Origin of the sequence: Pantoea sp. NPDC088449 (genome assembly GCF_044753225.1) — a bacterium.
GTDB lineage: Bacteria > Pseudomonadota > Gammaproteobacteria > Enterobacterales > Enterobacteriaceae > Pantoea > Pantoea floridensis.
Window position 1 is genome coordinate 473,055 of the sequence record NZ_JBIVMT010000003.1, and the last position, 18,233, is coordinate 491,287.

General features: G+C 56.5%; 10 protein-coding genes. 2 read left to right on the forward strand and 8 right to left on the reverse strand.

Going from position 1 to position 18,233, the window contains the following annotated elements:
* Positions 1–7: 7 nt before the first annotated feature.
* Together ACIP6T_RS16685 and ACIP6T_RS16690 are read right to left on the reverse strand one after the other, a co-directional pair.
* Positions 8–1,792, reverse strand: a complete 1,785-nt coding sequence (locus ACIP6T_RS16685) for a GMC family oxidoreductase (protein ID WP_097095179.1) — start codon at positions 1,790–1,792, stop codon at positions 8–10.
* A 2-nt stretch (positions 1,793–1,794) separates the two neighbouring features.
* The gene (locus ACIP6T_RS16690) at positions 1,795–2,529 is read right to left on the reverse strand and encodes a gluconate 2-dehydrogenase subunit 3 family protein (RefSeq protein ID WP_097095180.1); all 735 of its coding nucleotides are present in this window, start codon (positions 2,527–2,529) and stop codon (positions 1,795–1,797) included.
* 296 nt (positions 2,530–2,825) lie between these two features.
* On the opposite strand from ACIP6T_RS16690, the gene sbmA reads away from it, so the two are divergent.
* Positions 2,826–4,061: a peptide antibiotic transporter SbmA gene (gene sbmA, locus ACIP6T_RS16695; protein WP_345827411.1), complete on the forward strand. Its 1,236-nt coding sequence runs from the start codon at positions 2,826–2,828 to the stop codon at positions 4,059–4,061.
* A 125-nt stretch (positions 4,062–4,186) separates the two neighbouring features.
* Here sbmA and ACIP6T_RS16700 read toward each other — a convergent pair whose 3' ends face one another.
* The 4 genes from ACIP6T_RS16700 to ACIP6T_RS16715 form a co-directional block, all read right to left on the reverse strand.
* Positions 4,187–5,827 (reverse strand): dihydroxyacetone kinase subunit DhaK, encoded by a 1,641-nt coding sequence (locus tag ACIP6T_RS16700; protein ID WP_400458152.1) that lies wholly within the window; start codon positions 5,825–5,827, stop codon positions 4,187–4,189.
* 103 nt (positions 5,828–5,930) lie between these two features.
* Positions 5,931–6,983: an SMP-30/gluconolactonase/LRE family protein gene (locus tag ACIP6T_RS16705; RefSeq protein ID WP_400458153.1), complete on the reverse strand. Its 1,053-nt coding sequence runs from the start codon at positions 6,981–6,983 to the stop codon at positions 5,931–5,933.
* A gap of 214 nt (positions 6,984–7,197) precedes the next feature.
* Positions 7,198–7,407 carry a DUF1471 domain-containing protein gene (locus tag ACIP6T_RS16710; RefSeq protein ID WP_007888545.1) on the reverse strand — a complete coding sequence of 70 codons (210 nt, stop codon included), beginning with the start codon at positions 7,405–7,407 and terminating at the stop codon, positions 7,198–7,200.
* Positions 7,408–7,711: 304 nt separating this feature from the next.
* Positions 7,712–8,899, reverse strand: coding sequence for an MFS transporter (locus ACIP6T_RS16715; RefSeq protein ID WP_400458154.1), 1,188 nt, complete (start codon positions 8,897–8,899; stop codon positions 7,712–7,714).
* A 103-nt stretch (positions 8,900–9,002) separates the two neighbouring features.
* On the opposite strand from ACIP6T_RS16715, the gene ACIP6T_RS16720 reads away from it, so the two are divergent.
* Positions 9,003–9,953, forward strand: coding sequence for a cupin domain-containing protein (locus ACIP6T_RS16720; RefSeq protein WP_400458155.1), 951 nt, complete (start codon positions 9,003–9,005; stop codon positions 9,951–9,953).
* 3 nt (positions 9,954–9,956) lie between these two features.
* Here ACIP6T_RS16720 and ACIP6T_RS16725 read toward each other — a convergent pair whose 3' ends face one another.
* Both ACIP6T_RS16725 and ACIP6T_RS16730 read right to left on the reverse strand, forming a co-directional pair.
* Positions 9,957–11,501, reverse strand: a complete 1,545-nt coding sequence (locus tag ACIP6T_RS16725) for a PAS domain-containing methyl-accepting chemotaxis protein (RefSeq protein ID WP_097095186.1) — start codon at positions 11,499–11,501, stop codon at positions 9,957–9,959.
* Between the two features lie 213 nt (positions 11,502–11,714).
* Positions 11,715–17,792, reverse strand: coding sequence for an autotransporter outer membrane beta-barrel domain-containing protein (locus tag ACIP6T_RS16730; protein ID WP_400458156.1), 6,078 nt, complete (start codon positions 17,790–17,792; stop codon positions 11,715–11,717).
* Positions 17,793–18,233 lie beyond the last annotated feature (441 nt).

Here is an 18,233-nt window from a genome sequence, read left to right on the forward strand (position 1 = left end):
GTGTTCCTTATGCCTGTACCAGCGGGCCGGGGTTTTTCAGATATTGTTCACGAATGGCTTTGGCTGACCAGTAGGTCAACGCCGCCACCATGCCGGTTGGGTTGTAGCCGAGTCCTTGCGGGAACGCTGAGGCGCCTGGCACAAACACGTTTGGTACATCCCAGCTCTGCAGATAACGGTTAACCGCGCTGGTTTTCGGATCTTCACCCATAATCGCCCCACCGCTCATGTGCGTGGTTTGATACACGGTGGTATCGAAGTGGCTGCCCGGCCCTTTCGCGCCGCCGATGATCATTTTCGGGTTCATCGCTTCGGTGATTTTGCGCATCTTCTCAATCATGAACTGCGCCATCTTGATGTCGTTGTCCTGCCAGTCAAAGGTCATACGCAGCAGCGGCTGGCCGTAGGCATCTTTGTAGTTGGGATCGAGATCGAGATAGTTGGCGCGATACGACTGGTGCGCGCCGTGCGCATCCATCGAGATGTGATGGTTGTAAGTATCCGCTACCGCCGCTTTCCACTGGCTGCCCCAGTTTGGCGTGCCTTTTGGCGTCGGCAAACCGGAGATCGGCTTGGTACCGGCCTGGTTGACCCAGAACGGCGAACCGCCGACGAAGCCGTGCGGCCCGTGATCGAAGTTGTCGGCGTTGAAATCATCCACCGCCACACCTGCGCCGCCGGCACCGATAAACGGGTTGGTGGTGGTGTTTTTGTCGAACAGCGCTTTCAGCGTCGAGATGTTCTGATAGGCAAAGTTACGGCCCACCACCCCTTCGTTGGAGATCGGGTTATAGGGTTTGCCGATGCCGGAAAGCAGCATCAAATGCACGTTGTGGAACTGGAACGCTGACAGGATCACCAGATCCGCCGGCTGCACCACTTCGCGGCCCTGGCCATCGAGATAGGTCACGCCGGTGGCGCGCTTTTTATCGTCAGTCAGATTCACGCGCAGCACGTAGGCGTTATTGCGCAACTCGAACTTCGGCTCCTGGCGCAGCGCCGGCAGGATGTTCACATTTGGCGACGCTTTGGAATACATGTAGCAGGCGTAACCGCTACAGAAACCGCAGAAGTTGCACGGGCCCATCTGTGCGCCGTAGGTGTTGGTGTACGGGCCAGAGGTGTTGGCCGACGGCATATCATACGGATGATAACCGACGGATTCTGCCGCCTGCGCGAACAGCTGTGCCGAGTAGGTGCGCTTCTGCGCCGGCAGCGGGAAGTCGCTGGAACGATCGGGCGCGTACGGGTTGCCGCCTTTCTCTTTGCCCAGCAGCTTGCCTTTGATCGACCAGGCGCTGCCCGAGGTGCCGAACACTTTTTCAGCCTGATCGAAGAACGGTTCCAGCTCGTCGTAATTGACGCCGAAATCCTGAATCGTCATGCCTTCCGGGATGAAATTTTTACCGTAGCGCTGCTCGTAGTGGCTGCGCAGGTTGAGCTCGACCGGATCGACGCGGAAATGGACGCCCGACCAGTGCAGACCTGCACCGCCGGTGCCGGTGCCCGGCAAAAACGCCGCCAGCTGGCGATACGGCACCGCCGTTTGTGACGCATCGTGACGGATGGTCACGGTACTTTTCGACAGATCCTGGAACAGTTTTTTACGGATGTTATAGGTCAGTTCATCGATCGACTGTGGATAGGAGCCATCCGGGTAGGTATCGCGATGCGGACCGCGCTCCAGCGCCACCACATTCAGGCCCGCTTCGGTCAGCTCTTTCGCCATAATCGCGCCCGCCCAGCCGAAACCGACCACCACCGCATCCACTTTTTTCAATTCATTTGCCACGCTTACGTCCTCTCCCCGCGAATATCCACCGACGGGAACGGATACCGTTCGCCGCGTTCCACCCAATCCATAAAGTCAGCGCGTGCGCCTGGGAAGCCAATCAGCTTCCAGCCCACCATGCCTTGATTGCCGCCGTGGATCGGATCGCTGAAGTAACCCTCGCGGGTGTTTTGCAGCAGGAAGGAGAAGAAGATTTTGGCCGGCAGCTGCGGAAACGCCGCGTTGCCGCTTTCAAACGCGGTCAGCAGTGCATCTTGCTGTTCAGCAGTTAACTCAGCGAACACTTTGCCGTGCTGCTTTTTGCTCCAGCCATCGGCATCGGCGAGACCGAGACGATAGATCTGTTGCGGCACCAGCGGCAGCTGATAGCCCAACTCTTTAGGCAGGTCCGGATTGAACGGGCCTTGCATGTACCAGTTGTTACCGATGGCGTACGGCGTGTTCATTTGACGATCGATAAACTCCGGTACGCCGGCTTCGAGTGCGCCAGGACCGCGTTCATCGCTGGGGATCAGGCGCGCCACGGCCGCGGTAATGAAGGCAAACTCTTCGGCGGTGAACCAGGTTGGCTGGTAGCTCCGCGCCTGTTGTGATGACGATTGTTGCTCTGCTGCCCCGGCGGCCATCGGCGCCACCAGCGCGCCCATCGCCGTACTGCCCACCGCCATTGCCGGCGCCAGGGTGATGGTTCTCAGCAGAAAATCCCTGCGACTGTGACCATTTTTTTGTTCTGACATGACATTGCCTCAGTACCACATATAATGCGATACGAAAGTTAAGTAGTTGCGTAGTATTGTTTTTTTATTGATAGCTTAAGGGATACAGCGTCACTGTTACCGGTAACAGCGCACAAAGTGTAACACCATTGCTGTTAATAATTTAGTTCGTAGAAACAAATCCGCACAAATTACTTAACATTTGCCGCTGTCGCTTTACATCGCAGCGGCGAAGCTGTCATCGTCAGATACAACCCACAACAGACAGATAACCGTATAAAGCGGTATAAAAGCGTACACACAACAGCGGAGTGCCTATGTTTAAGTCCTTTTTTCCGCGGCCATCGCTGTTTTTCAGCTCAGCTGCGATTTGGAGTTTGATAGCAATTTTTGCCTGGTTTGGCTTTTTCAATGACTTTCCCGCACGCTGGCCGGCATTACAGGCGGCGATGCAACAGCCATTACCCACCAATGCCAGCCGATTTATTCACGTCAGCCAGCTCTGGTTTTATGCTTATTACTGGATTGTGGCTGGGATCTTTGGCCTTGCATGGCGCGTGATTGATAACCATCCGTGGCAGCGCTGGTCGGTGTGGGGGTCAATGCTGATCATTTTCGTCACCTGGTTTGGCGTGCAGGTTGGCGTGGGCGTGAATGCCTGGTACGGCCCGTTCTATGACATGATCCAGCAGGCGTTAACCAAAGCCGGTTCCGTCGCTATCCATCAATTCTATGTGCAAGTATTGGCGTTTCTCGGCATCGCGCTGATTGCGGTGGTGATTGGCGTGATGAACTCGTTCTTCGTCAGTCACTGGGTGTTCCGCTGGCGTACCGCGATGAACAATTACTACATGCACAACTGGCAGCGTCTGCGTCTGGTTGAGGGTGCAGCGCAGCGTGTGCAGGAAGACACCATGCGTTTCGCCGGTACGCTGCAGGACTGGGGCATTAACTTTATTCAGGCGATTATGACGCTGGTGGCGTTTTTGCCGGTGCTGGTGACGCTGTCGCACCATGTGAAAGAGGTGCCGATTCTCGGCAGCATTCCGTATGCATTGGTGATTGCCGCGCTGCTGTGGTCGCTGTTTGGTACTGCGCTGCTGGCGATGGTGGGGATAAAACTGCCGGGGCTGGAGTTCCGCAATCAGCGTGTGGAAGCGGCCTATCGTAAAGAGCTGGTGTACGGCGAAGACGATCCGGAGCGCGCCGCCCCGCCAACGGTGCATGAGTTATTTACTCGCGTGCGTCAGAACTACTTCCGCCTCTACTTCCACTATTTGTACTTCAACATCACGCGCATTATGTATTTGCAGGTGGATAACGTGTTCGGGCTGTTTGTGCTGTTCCCGTCGATTGTGGCGGGCACCATCACCTTGGGTCTGCTGAACCAGATCACCAACGTGTTTGATCAGGTGCGATCGTCGTTCCAGTATTTGATCACCTCGTGGTCAACGCTGATTACGCTGATGTCGATCTACAAACGTCTGCGCAGTTTCGAGCAGATTCTGGATGATATTCCACACGATGAGATGATGCGCGAAGCGGCGGAGTAAGGTGCGCGCTGAGGCCCTCACCCCGGCCCTCTCCCACGGGAGAGGGAGACGCTGCAAAATGCTCGATCGGTTCCCTCTCCCGCTTGCGGGAGAGGGTTAGGGTGAGGGCATCAACCCGCACAATCTCAACCCGCTAACACCGCAAACACCCGCTCAATCGCGTACGCGCCCGGGTCTTTCACCCCATCCAGACTTTGTTGATTCAGATAAGCGGAGCGTCCGGCTTTGGCGCTCTGCATCTGCGCGGTCGCATCTGCGCCTTGCTGAGCGGCCTTAGCGGCCGCCGCCAGCGACTCGCCTGCGACTAACGCTTCCAGCGCCGGTTGCAGCGCATCCACCAGCGTACGATGCCCCGGCTGCGCACCACCGTAATGCTTCATGCGTTCCAGGCCGTGCATCAACGCCTGCGGCAGCGCGCTGCCCTCTTCCAGCTGCTGGCCGGCACTGGTGAACAGAATCGACATCAATACGCCGCTCGATCCGCCCATCACCGTTGCCAGCTGCTCACCAATCAGCGCCAGCAACGTTGGCAGCTCATCCAGCGGCAGCTGCTTATCATTGAGGCCGCGCTGAATCTTCTTCGCTCCGGCGGCAAAGGTCGAACCGGTATCACCGTCGCCAACTTTGGCATCCAGCGCGTTCAGTTCACTTTCCAAATCGATCAACGTCTGCGTGACGCCTTCAACAATCTTCGCTACTTCGGCATTCTCAGATGCATCAAAATCCAGCACGCTGCCGATTTTCTCTGCACGTTGCAGGCTGATCGGTGCAAAGTCATACATTGGCACCCAGCCCAGCACCTGAACCGGCGCGCTTAATGCTGCCAGAAACGCCTCTTCCAGCGCCAGCAGCGACAGTGAGAAGCCTTTCATATCCAGCGCACTCACCAACGTCGCCGGGCCAATCAGATGGGTAATGCGCGCCGCCAGCGGCGACTGCAGCACTTCACGCGTCAGCAACGCCAGCTCCAGCTGTGAAAAGCCACCGAGGTTGTTAATCAGCAGCAGCGCCTGCTTGCCATCGGGCAGCGCCTGCGCCAGTTTATCTGACATGATGCTGCTGATTTTACGGCTGTTTTGCGTGTCGAGCGTCACCACGCCCGGCTCACCGTGAATGCCCATGCCGAGCTCGCTGTGGCCTGGCTCGACGCGTTCATCGCGCTTTTCGCCCGGCACATGACAGGTGGCAAAAGCCAGACCCATCGACGAGGTGGCATCAATCGCGCGCTGCGCCAATGCTTTGACTTCATCAAGTGATTGTCCCTGCTCCGCCGCATAGCCAGCGATTTTATGCACCAGCACCGTGCCGGCAATGCCGCGCGGCTGCGGATTTTCCGGCAGCGCGATATCATCCTGCACCATCACCAACTCGACCTTGTAGCCCAGATTTTTGGCTTTCTCGGCCGCCAGACCAAAGTTGAGGCGGTCGCCGGTATAGTTCTTCACAATCAGCAGACAACCGGCGTCGCCGGTGACGTTCACGATGGCGTTTAGCACCGCATCGACGCTCGGCGAGGCAAAAATGTCGCCACACACCGCCGCCGTCAGCATGCCTTTACCGACGAATCCGGCATGCGCCGGTTCATGACCGGAACCGCCACCCGAAATCAGCGCCACTTTGCTCTTATCCCAGTCCGAACGCACCACCACACGGATCTCATCGCCAAGATCGAGGCGACTGAGGTTATGCCACGGCGTACTGAGTAAAACCCCTTCGATGGCTTCGTTTACCAGATCGTTTTTCTCATGCATAAAAAACTGGCTCATAGCGTCCTCTCTTATGGTGTTGTCATCCTACAGGGTAGCGTATAACGAATCGCAGAAATGCAAAGGGCGGCACAAGCCGCCCTCTAATTCAGACTATTACCGCTTATAAGGCGATACGAAGAACGCTGTCCGGATTCTTAGGTGGCTCTTTGCGTGAACCCGGCTGCTTGATACTGACGAACAGCGTTTTGCCATCGGCAGACAGCGCCAGGCTGTTTGGCAGGCCCGGTGCTTTCACCGTGCGTTTCACCTTGTAGCTGCTGGCGTCGATGATGCTGATTTCACCCGCTTTACGGTGGGTGACGTACAGCTCATCACGATCGGCATTGAACAACACCGCCAGCGATTCTGGCACAGCGATCTTGTGAATCACTTCCTGCGTACGCGGGTCCAGCACCAGCACCTGCGGCTGCTTTGAATCGCTGAGGAAGGCGCGATGGCCTTGAGTGTCCAGCGAGATGTTGAGGAAGAAGTGATCTTTGTCGCCCTCAATTTTCTGACGTTTTTCAATCGCGTTCAGACGCGTATTGATGGTGACCAGCTCGTTATCCGCATTGGTCACATACAGCTTTTGCGCCGCAGAATCGATCGCCAGGCCGGTGCCCATTTTGCCGGTGTTCGGCACGGTGCTAATCAGTTTCAGGGTTTTGCCATCCACTACCCACACCACGCTCTGCTCACCGAGCCCCGTGATATACACGCGATCGGTAGCCGCATCGACCGCCAGCTGACGCGGCTGCAGCGGACGCACGGTTTCGCTGCGCTTGCGACCATCCAGCACCAGCGTGTTGATCACTTTGCCGCTGGTCGCATCCACCGCCGTCAGTGAACCGTCGCGCGTGTTACCGAAATAGAGCGTGTTGGTTTTCTGGTTGATGGCTGCGCCAAAAGTCGGCAGATCGGTGCTGATGGTTTGCTTCACCGCCAGATTCTGCGGATCGAGACGATAAACGGTGCCGCCTTTTTGATCGGTTGTGCTTTGTGCCGTCGCGAGGAACAGCGCGTTATCGCTGTTGCTGAACGCCAGCTCATAAGCGCCTTTTGAAATCACCTGATTCAATGGCTGCGTTTCCGCCGCGATCGCCGCAGAGGTAGAGAACAGCGCCGTTGCCAGCAACAGAGGACGCAGCGCCCACGATTTTTTATTCGCCTTCATAACTTCTCCATAGCAAAAACACCGCCTGATGGCAGTGAAGTGAAAGCTCGACATTACAACCAATGTAAAAAAGACAGCCCGAGGCGAGCCGACAAAAGAGGTTATTATTTGAGAATAGTAATCATTTCGGAGGGAAAGTGACAGGATTTTATCAGGTTAGCAACGCCGCCAGGGCGCCCGAAGGCACCCTGTCAGCACAGAACGTTTATGCGACTTACTTGGTCAGTTCAGCAGTCATGTGCACGCCGTTGTTGAAGTTGGCTTCGGTCACTTTATAGGAAGCACCAGCTTCATGCGCCTGAGCAGCGATTTGCGCTTCTGCGCCATCCAGCGTTGAAGCGGTTGCAGTGATGCTTTGTGCAAAGCTTGCGAATGGCAGAACGGTAAGAGCAACAACAGCAGCAAAAGTTTTGATAGATTTCATGGTCAATTCCTTAATGTACGTTTGATTGAGTAAGGCGTTATCGCCTTGTTGAGAGACATAATAGGCGCAGAATTGATCAGTAAAAAGCGGAGAGTTTTGCCGTAGTTGTTCGATTATTTTGAACATATAAAGCACGTTTAGATTAACCTTGATGCAAACGGTTAAAAATCTGACATTTAGTTAAAAGGCAGGATAAATGGCTGTGATAGGTATTTGTAAGAATCCATGCGGTTATCAACCCGGTCGCCATAAATGGCGCCCCTACGCTGTTGTAGGGTCGCCATTTATGGCGACCGGGTAGTGATTAACCGTGATGCCTAACGCGGGTGAAAATGGTGATAGCGGCTAACAGCATGAGCACGCCGCTGGCGAGGAACACGCCGCCTGCGCCCTGCAGATCAAACATCCAGCCACCCGCTGCGGCACCGGCGGTGATCGCCAGTTGAATGGTTGCCACCAGCAAACCACCGCCCGATTCGGCATCATCCGGCACCGCACGTGAAAGCCACGTTGACCAGCCGGTTGGCATTGAACCAAACGCCAACCCCCACAGCGCCACGCCCGCGCCCACCAGCCACGACACGTTGCCAAAACTCACCAACACCAGCGCCGTCACGCTCATGACCAGCGCCATTCCCGTCAGCGTCAGCGAAACGCTGCGCGTCACCAGATAACCGGCCAGCGAGGTACCAAAGAAGTTGGCCACGCCAAACGCCAGCAGCACCAGCGACAGCTGATTCACATTAAGCTGCGCGCTACCTTCCAGGAACGGACGCAGGTAGGTAAAGAAGGCAAAGTGGCCGGTGAACATCATGATTACTGCCAGCATGCCCCAGCGCATCACACTTTTACGCAGCAGATCCAGTACGCCACCGCTGCGCGCTTTGTTCACGGGCGGCATCGCAGGCAAGGTGAAAAACTGCCATAACAGCGCCAGCACGCCCAGCGCCGCGGTCAGCATGAAGATATTACGCCAGCCGATAATCGCCCCCAGATAACTGCCGAGCGGCGCGGCAATGATGGTTGCCAGTGAAATACCGCTGAACACGATTGAGAGCGCACGCGGCACCTGATCGCTCGGCACCAGCCGCATGGTAATGGCGGTAGACAGCGTCCAGAAACCGCCAATCGCCACGCCCAGCAGCACGCGGGCCAGCAGAATCATCGGCAGATTCTCAGCAAAGGCCACCAGCAGCGCGGAGGCGATCAGCAGTAGCGTAAAGCCCAGCATCACCAGACGGCGATCGATCTGACGCGTTACGTTACCGATCACCAAACTGGTGAGCAGTGCCACCAGCGCGGTGACGGTCACCGTTTGTCCCGCCTGTCCTTCGCTGATATGCAGCGTGTCGGCGATCGGCGTTAGCAAGCTCACCGGTAAAAATTCCGCGGTAATCAGGCCGAACACGCCAAACGCCATGGCAAACACCGCGCCCCACTCCGGTTTCGTCACCTCTAAAGGTGATTCGGCTATTTCAGTTTCCAGGCTCATCTGTGATCCCCATCACAAAATATTAGGCTTTAAGCATAGAGACTCCCAGCAAGACGATCTATGATGCAGAAACTTTGTTTTTTGATTATTCGTCTGGATTCGTATGAGCCGCTATGAAGATCTGACCAGTGAACTGTTGATGGGCATGCGCCTGTACGGCGTCAAATATCAGCGTATCGCGCTGCATACGCCGTTCGGTTTGCAATATGACGACGCGCCAGGCCGCGCGCAGCTGCATTTTGTTGGGCGCGGATCCTTGCTGATCCGCTCCGCGTCGGGCGTGATCTATCCGCTGCAAGCCGGCGATGCGCTGCTGATTCCCCACGGCAAACCGCACGCGTTAATCTCCTCTGAAGACGCTATCTGCGAACCCATCTCCACGTTTAACAGCCGACCGATTTGCGCCAGCGTTTGCGCCATCGACGACAGCAGCGAGCTATGCCCGGATAACAGCGATGTGATTCTGTTCAGCGCCTGCATGGCGTTCGAACTCGGCGGCATGCAGCCGCTGGTGCACACCATGCCGGATGTGATGCTGGTGAGTACGCTGCTGGCGCAATATCCCGAGATCCAGCCGATTCTCGATGCGATGGAGCGTGAAACCCGCGAGCGTAAAGCGGGTTTTGCCGGGATCCTGTCGCGGCTGGCGGACGTCGTGGCGGCGCAGATTGTGCGCGGTTGGGTGGAAAACGGCTGTGGCAAAGGCAGCGGACTGGTGCAGGCGCTGCGCGATCCGCGTCTCAGCCAGGCAATGGCGGCGATGCACCGCGCGCCCGGAGAGAACTGGACGGTGGAACGACTGGCGCGTGAATCCGGCAGTTCTCGTTCGGTGTTTGCCGCGCGCTTCCAGACGGCAACCGGCATGACGCCGCTGCGCTATCTCACCGAGCTGCGCATGCGGCTGGCGGTAGAACGCATTGTGAATGAGGGGGAAGCGGTGGAAAGCGTCGCCTTCCACCTCGGATATGGTTCGCTGGCGGCGTTTAGCCGCGCGTTTAAACGCATTGTCGGCACCCCACCCGGTGCGCTGCGTGCCGGACGGGAGCTCATCTGAAGATCAACGGAACACGCTGATCGCTTCCACCAGACGGTTGGCCTGATGCTTCATGCGGCCCGACGCCTCTGCGCTTTCGGCTACCCGCGCGGCGTTTTGGTGGGTGATATCGTCGAGATCTTCCACCGCCGTGCTGACCTGCGTTAAGGCTGCGGCCTGCTCGGCGGTGGCACCGCTGATTTGTGCAATCAGCGCGGTGACGTTCTGCACCTGGCCGACAATATCCTGCATGGTCTGTCCTGCCGCATCAGCGTGATCGCTACCCGACTGCACCCGGCTGGCGCTGGTTTCCACCAGATGTTTAATTTCGCTGGCCGCCTTGGCGCTACGCTGTGCGAGGTTTCGGACCTCACCGGCCACCACCGCAAATCCTTTGCCCTGCTCACCGGCGCGTGCCGCCTCAACCGCCGCGTTCAATGCCAGAATGTTGGTCTGGAAGGCGATGCCGTCAATCACGCTGGTGATACTGGCAATACGCTGCGAGCTGTCGGCGATCTCCGCCATCATGCCAACCATCTCCTGCATGACTTCGCCGCCCTTGATCGCCGCAGAACTGGTGGATTCTGACAGGCCATTCACTTCACTGGCGGTTTCGGTGTTGCTCTTCACCGTCGCCGTCATTTCATTCATGGTTGCCGCTGTTTGTTGGACGTTGGCGGCAGCCTGTTCCGTGCGACGGCTCAGTTCGTCGTTGCTCCGCGCAATGGCATCGCTGGCGCTCAACACATTGATCGCCTGGCCGCTGACATCATCCACCAACCAGCGAAACATCAGGCCAAGCTGACCAATGGCGCGCAGCGTTACCCCAATCTCGTCAACGCGATCAATCTGTTCAACTTTGTGGCTGGCACCGGTCGCCACACTTAACGCCTGCCGACACATACGCTCCATCGGACGCGAAATTTGCTGCTCCAGCCACAGGCTCGCCAGCAGCAACATCGCCGCCATGCCGCCAGCGAAGCCGCCAATTGCTAAAGGAGCCATGCCCAGCAACCAAACGCCCAGCACTGAAAGTGGCAGCAGCGTGAGTAAGGTCGAGCGAATACGCCAGCGCAGCGGCAGCGTTTTCAGCAGCGAGCCGAGGCGGCGCCAGCCGGTACCCACGATCAATCCTTTATAGAAGCGGCGCCCGCCAGCCCGACCTTCACGGAATGCGCGATACAGCGTTTCGGCTTGACGAACCTCCTCTTTCGATGGCTTGGTCCGCACCGACATAAAGCCCTGCACTTTGCCTGCGCGTACTACCGGCACCGCGTTGGCGCGTACCCAATAGTGATCGCCGTTCTTACGACGGTTTTTCACCAGCGCGGTCCACGGCTCTCCCTTTTTCAGGGTCGACCACATATCTGCAAACGCTTCTGGTGGCATATCGGGATGGCGCACCAGATTATGCGGCTGTCCATTCACCTCTTCAGGGGAGAATCCGCTGACGTTGATGAACGCATCGTTGGCGTAGGTGATGTGGCTATTAAGATCGGTGGTCGACATCAAAGTCGCGTCATCGTCAAACGCAAATTCGCGCTGAGTGACGGGCTGATTGTTGCGCATGTGTGTGTCCTTGCAAAACGCAGGCTAAAAGAAAAAAATCTATTACTCTTTTTTACCTTTTCGGCACAAGAACGGTCTGGCTTTAGCATCAGTTCAAAATTAGCGGCAACAAAAAAGCCGCTTTGCAGCGGCTTTCACAGTTTTGTCACTGACCTCATCGATTAACCGGGTTTTACAGTAAACCAGATCAATGTTTTGCTTTTAGCACCCAGATCAGAACTGCCACCTCACGCCAACGTTATATCGCCACCCTTTGGCGCCATTGCCATCAATCTCTTTGCGATAATCCGCCTCGGCGTAAAGTGAAACATCTTTCTGCACGGTTGCGGTACCACCGGCACCCACTTCCCACATCTGGCCGAAGTGACCGCTGCTGAAGGTGGCGCCCAGTGCTGGATTATCCACTGACGAAACCGATGTATCCGCCGTGCCGCCCCAGCCTTTGTAGTAGTTGGCGCGCAGATAAGGCGTGTACTGGCGGTTACTGTCGTCAGTCCAGGTGCGATCAAGGCGCGCGCCGAGGCGGCCAATGGTTTGGTTGTAGTCACCGTAACGCACTTTGTTGCCGTCTTCATCGGTGAAGTCATTCATGTTCAGCTGCATGTACATCAGCTGCGCCTGCGGCTCCAGCTTGTAACCCTCGCCTAACTCAAACGGATATCCGCTCTCCAGCGACGCTGTCCAACCGTGGCCTTTCAGCTTTGCCACTTCCTGGGTACGGGCAATATCGGTTTCACCACGATGCCAGTCGAAGGACAATACGCCATCCAGATAGAAGCCGTTCTGGCGCTGCCAGGTACCATAAAACGCCAGGCTGTCGCTGTCGAAGGTGGTGCTGCTGTAGCCATCTGCCGCATCGGGACGGATCCGTGTGTTGCCACGCGTATAGGCGATACCGCCGCGCAGACTATCTTTGTCGCCGTCGAGGCGCAGCAGGTTACCGCCGACCTGCACCGCGCTGTAATCCAGGTCGAAGTCATAGCCGTAGTCTCGGAAGCTTTGATCGCTTTTGTACTTCATGTTCGAGCCGATATAGCGCAGGAACATCTCGCCGCCATCGCCTTCTGGTCGCGTCTGCTCGTGGCGCAGTTCGCCCAGACGCTTATGCAGGTCGTCAATAATCGCCGCCGTGTAATAGGCCAGGCCCACCGGCGCAGAAACATAGGATGGAACCTGCGGTACCACCGCCGGACGAGAATCGTAGCTGTGTGGGGTACCAAACCCATCGGTGACAAAGGTAGGCTGGCAGCTCGCGCTGTCCTCACAGACGTAGTAATTAGCCAGACGATAATCCCAGTAATTGTTACCACTGCCGCTAACCAGCCGTTGGTTAGCATCGCTGCTGCCCGGCGCGAAGGTGTAGAGCCGATATTGCCACGGCCCCGCAGCCAGATAGCCCCCTTTCAACGCAAAGCTGTCAGGACTGGCATTACCGCCCACCTGCGCCAGCGAAATACCTTCGTTGCCTTCCACACCGCCATTACGATTGAGATCGGTCAACGCACCGGTACTGGCATCCGTCAGTTTCACATTGATAAGCGTGGTGCCCGTGGCATTGCCGGTCACGTTCAGATGGTCGGTGTACTGGTTGCTTAGCGCCCCGCCCTCATTGAGAGTGGTGATGAGATTAAGCTGCCCGCCACTCGAGGCCAGCGAACCGGCGATATCGAGCGTGTTGCCCGGCGAACCCGCACCGTTAGTGAGATCCAACGTACCGGCATTATTCACCACCAGCGAATCGGCAGTGCCGCCAGCCAGCGTAGGATGCACGTTATCGCCCGCGTACAGGGTTGAATCCGCATCCACATTGATGATGCTGTGCGCTAACTTGAGGTTGTCGGTTAACGTCCAGCGGGTGTTGGCAAAGTTGATGGTGCTCCAGCCGCTGCCGAGGTTAACCCCTTTGCTGAGATCGTCTGCGCTGAAGCTGCCGCCGCGCGCGTCGATCTGGTTGAAAGTTAACGTATTACCGGTGCCAGTGCCGCTGGTGAGATGGTAGGTCGTGCCGAGATCGATATTGCTCACCTCAGCACTGTTGTTATTGTCATTGCCCATCGTCAGGCTGCCGTTAAGCGTGCCGCCCGTCCAGCGGAACACGTCTGAGCCTCCGCCAGGGTTGATATCACCGCGGACATCCCCTTCCGTGAGCAGAATGACGTCATCGGCGTTACTGCCCGCCACCGCCACGGTTTGTGGATTAGCGGTGATGATGTTGCCGAGGTTCTCAAACACCGTTTTCCCCCCACGCAGATCCACCACCGGTGCCGTCAGGCTATTCGAACTGAGATTACCGGTATTAACGATGGTGCCTGCGGTACTGGAAACCAGCGCCGAGCCACCTGCAGCATTATCGATATTGACGTTTGCCGCAGTAGTGATATTGCCGGTGGTATTGGCCAGGATGCCCGTGCCGCCAGCACCGGTAACATTGAACTGATAGCCGGAACCGAGGATTAAATCACCGCTGCTGGTTGAGCCATCGGCATTAGAGATTTTCAGGCCGTTGCCGCTGCCGGACACATTGGTGGTCACCGTGGAGGCGGGATCAAACCCTACGGCGGTACGAATACCGTTACCGTTGCCAACGTTGATGGTGAGATTGCTCAGGCCGACATTGCTCAGTTCAGCACGGTTCTCAATACCGTTGCCGCTCCCTAACACATTCACCGTGGCGTCGCTGGCGCTAAGCGCTGTTGCGCCGCTATCCAGTAAAATACCGTGTGCATTACCGCGCGTGGTGATCACCGTATCGCTGCCGGTTAACGCCAGCTGGGCGCCGTCGCTGATGCGCACACCTGCGGTGCCATTATCGACGTTGATGGTGCCACCCTTCGCCAGCGTGGTGCCGTTACCGGAGACATCCAACCCGGTGCCATTTGCTACGTTAACCACGCCATTGTTGGTGATCGTGCTGCCCGCACGAGAGCGGATGCCGATGTTGTTGCTGCCGGTGAAATTCACGTTGCCGTTGTTGAGCAATTCAGCGCCGTTCGTCACATCAATGCCCACCGCATTAGTGCCAGCGCCGCTCACGGCACCGTTATTGGTGACTAACGTGGGCGCTGCGCTGCCGTTTAATGCGTTGCTGAGATCGGTACGCAGGTTATTGACCAGCACGCCAACGCTATTGGTGCCGCTGGCATTTATCGTGCTACCGGCCGCCAGCGTTGCCTGCGCGCCACCCTCGGCACGTACGCCCGTACTGCCATCGCCGCTGGCAATAAATTGGCCGTTACCGCTGTTTAGCGTACTGCCGCTTCCTGAGACAATCACACCGGTGCTGTTTGCCGCGCTGCTGGTAATAGCGCTGCCGTTGCTCAGTGCCAGCGTGGCGCCGTCATCAATGCGGTAACCGGTTGAACCGGTGGTGTTGGCATTGAGTGCATTCGCCGCGCTGTTAATGAGCGATCCTGCCCCCGCCGCGTGATAGGCAATCTGGTCACTATTATTGAACACTGGCGTGGACGCCGCAGAGACGTTAACCCGAGCACCGCTCAAGGCTTCAGCGCCAATGGCACCCACGCCGTTAAGATTCAGTGCGCCGCTGTTAAGATTGGCCACCGCGCCACTGCCGCTGGCACTGACGCCACGCGTCCGCGCCCCCGTGCTGCCGCCGTTAACGTTGATGATGCCGCTGTTATTCGCCGTGGTGGTGGTACCGCTGCTGTTAACAGAAATACCGGTGCCGCCATCGTTAATGTTGATATTGCCACTGTTGGTGCCGGTGGCACCGCTTTCCACCCGAATGCCGGTCGCGTTGGCGCCCGTAAAGTTAATATCCCCGGTGTTGGTTAACTGCGCACGATTACGCGCCAGGTAGCCGGTTAATCCACTCGCATTAGAATTGAGTGTCGCAGCAGAATTGAGACTGGTGCTGGCAACCGGAGAACCGCTGTTTTTACCAAAAATATCGTGCTTCTGGCCGTCGACAATCGCCCCAATGGCATTGCTTCCGGTGAGGTTCATGGTGGTGGTGTTAGCAATGACGCCGGTTGCTCCTCCTTCAACGGTGATGCCATTTGCACCGGTGCCACTGACGTTAATTTGCGCCGCATCCGTGTTCACATTGGTGCCGGGGCCGCTGCCAACAACGGCGGTGGAACCCGCGCCTGAAGCCGTCAGCAGCAAATTATTACCTTCGAAAAGTGCCCCCTGTTCGACCCGGAACAGCGTTGAGTTCTGTGTCGTTACGTCAAAAGGATTACTGCCCAGCACGTTAATCAGCGCTTTCGGGCCGTATGCGAAGAAGGCAATCTGATTAGTACCGCTGGAGAAGGTTGGCACAGCGGCAGGATCGACGGTAACCGTTGCATCACCGCGCGCGTGTACGCCAATCGCCCCGTTCCCGCTAAGGTTGATGGGACCGCCTATCGTCGCCTGCGCGCTACCGGTCGCTCCCTGGCCCTCAACCCACACACCGTAGTTGCGCGTACCGCTGGCGGGATCGGCACCGCCCGCGACGTTGATGACGCCGGTTGAGGTGGCGCTAGCCGTATTACCATTGGTTGCAAGCACCTTCAGCCCGGTGCCATTCACGCCGTTGAGATTAATCACGCCGGTGTTACTGTTAGTGATCGTGCCTGAACTGTTAGTCACCAACATACCGACATTTTCACGCGGTATGGCCGCTGCGGCACCGTTTACGTTGATGATGCCATTGTTGACCATCGTGACATTATTGGCACCGGTTGCCGACATCCCCGCCGCATTTTGCGTTTTGCTACCAATGATGATGGTGCCGTCATTGGTGGCGCTACCGTTAGCCACCAGCGCAATACCGCTGGTCAATCCGCTCTGGTTCATCGCCGTATCGGCAGCCGCATCACCCGGGCTATTTTGTGGTCCACGACCAATATAAATAGTGCCGCTGCTGGTATTGGTAAACGTGGAGGTGGCATCGGTGAGCAATACGCCCGAGGTGATGCCACGTGCGCTGGAGCCATTGACACCAACGTTAATGTTACCGCTGTTTGTGGCGGTGGAGGTGGCCCCCAGGTTGATACCGGCCACGCCATACGTGGAGTTACTGCCGGTAGTGGCGAGGTTGAGAATACCGTTATTATCGAAAGTACTGCCGTTTTGTACATTCACACCGTTGGCACCGTAACCGGTCGATCCTATACCGGTGCCATCCTGACGATTAAGAAAACCACCGTTAATGACGCCGTTATTGGTGCCCTTACCGTTGTCGGTTAATACCAGCGCGGTGCCGTTATTGGTATTGCTTCCACGACTCGCCAGCTTGCCATCAATCACGGCTTCAGCGCCGTTCGAGACTTTTATCGCTCCGCCCGCAGAAGCGCCAATAACTTCAAGCGTTTTGCCCGCCGCCAGATTCACTTTCGTTCCGGCACCCTCGGCATTAATCACAATGCGATCGCCGATCGGTTGCGTGACTTCGTCCGGCGGCGTAGCGCTGACGTCATACACGATATTGGCATTGGTGAAGGTAACGGCTTTATTGAATTCAGTCAGGTAGCGGGTTTTATCGAGATTGCCGGCCTGAAGCTGGCTGATTAACCAGTTGTTATAGCTCTGCAGCTGCCCAGCATTGGTGACGGTGAAATTGGTGCTCTTGCCATCCAGCGTCTGTACGCTGAATGCCCCGCCATAGGTGGCAAGATTTTGTACCTGATAGCTGCTGGTGGCCGATCCCGATCCATCCGGTGTCGCGGTCGAACCGAAAAAATTAATGCGGTTATTGCTGTTCCAGTTGACGGTACTGCCCGCATCGACGTTAAACAATTGCGTCTGCTTTGCCGCCATTGTCCAGCTATTGGTGGCTGCGCTGCTGGCCGCATTGGCCTGGCCGATATTGACATCCAGCGTGCCGCCGCCCGTGACATCCGCAATCCGCGCATTAATGTATTGCCCATCATTTACGTTTTGGATATCAGGCACGCTGGTGGCGCTGGTGACGGGCGCCAGTGCCACCAGGCTGGCAGGGTTATACACCTGGAAGGTGGTGTTAGTACCGGTAGTCGGATCGGGCGTGGTGATAGCAAAGTTTTGCGGGCCAGGATCGAGGCGATCCTGATTAAGATATTGCGAACCGGAGGTGATCGCCACTTGCCCGAGGGTGGTGGTTACCGCCCCGTCCGTGCCTGGAGTAAACGCCTGGTTACCCGTCAGGGTTTCGCTATTACCATCGACGACAACTTTACCCACCTGGTTATCATTAGCTTGCGGCGTATACGCGCCTAATGTAACAGCCTGACTCTGAATCGCTGGATAGAACAGCAGCTGCGCCGCCATCATCCCTATCGCGATCGGATTTAATTTAAACCTCATACTTCCTCCAGTGGGCGTGCAGCGTCCACGCTGTTATTGCAACAGCGTTAAATTCATCTTGATGGGGATAAAACGGCAGGTTAATACCAATCCCGTGTCGTCATTTAATTCGAGAACAACTGTGTGAAGAAAGTAAGGCGTAGCGCTAAAGGGATGGATCGGTTGTTATAGATTTATTGGCTGTAGGTATAGACTTTTTTATTAACTGATGCAAAAGGGAATTTTGACTAACTTATTGTCATATGGGAGAAATAATTGCGAGCAGGGTTATAAATTGCAAATAATTTAAGACCAATATTAATTGAGAGACTAGCTTTCCAACTCATTAATAATTCTTTTATTTCTTCATAACACTTTACTTACACTCGGTCCGATAACGGCAAAAATAACCTAAACGAGTAAGCGATACGAGAAAATGCAAAAATGTGACTCAAATCACTA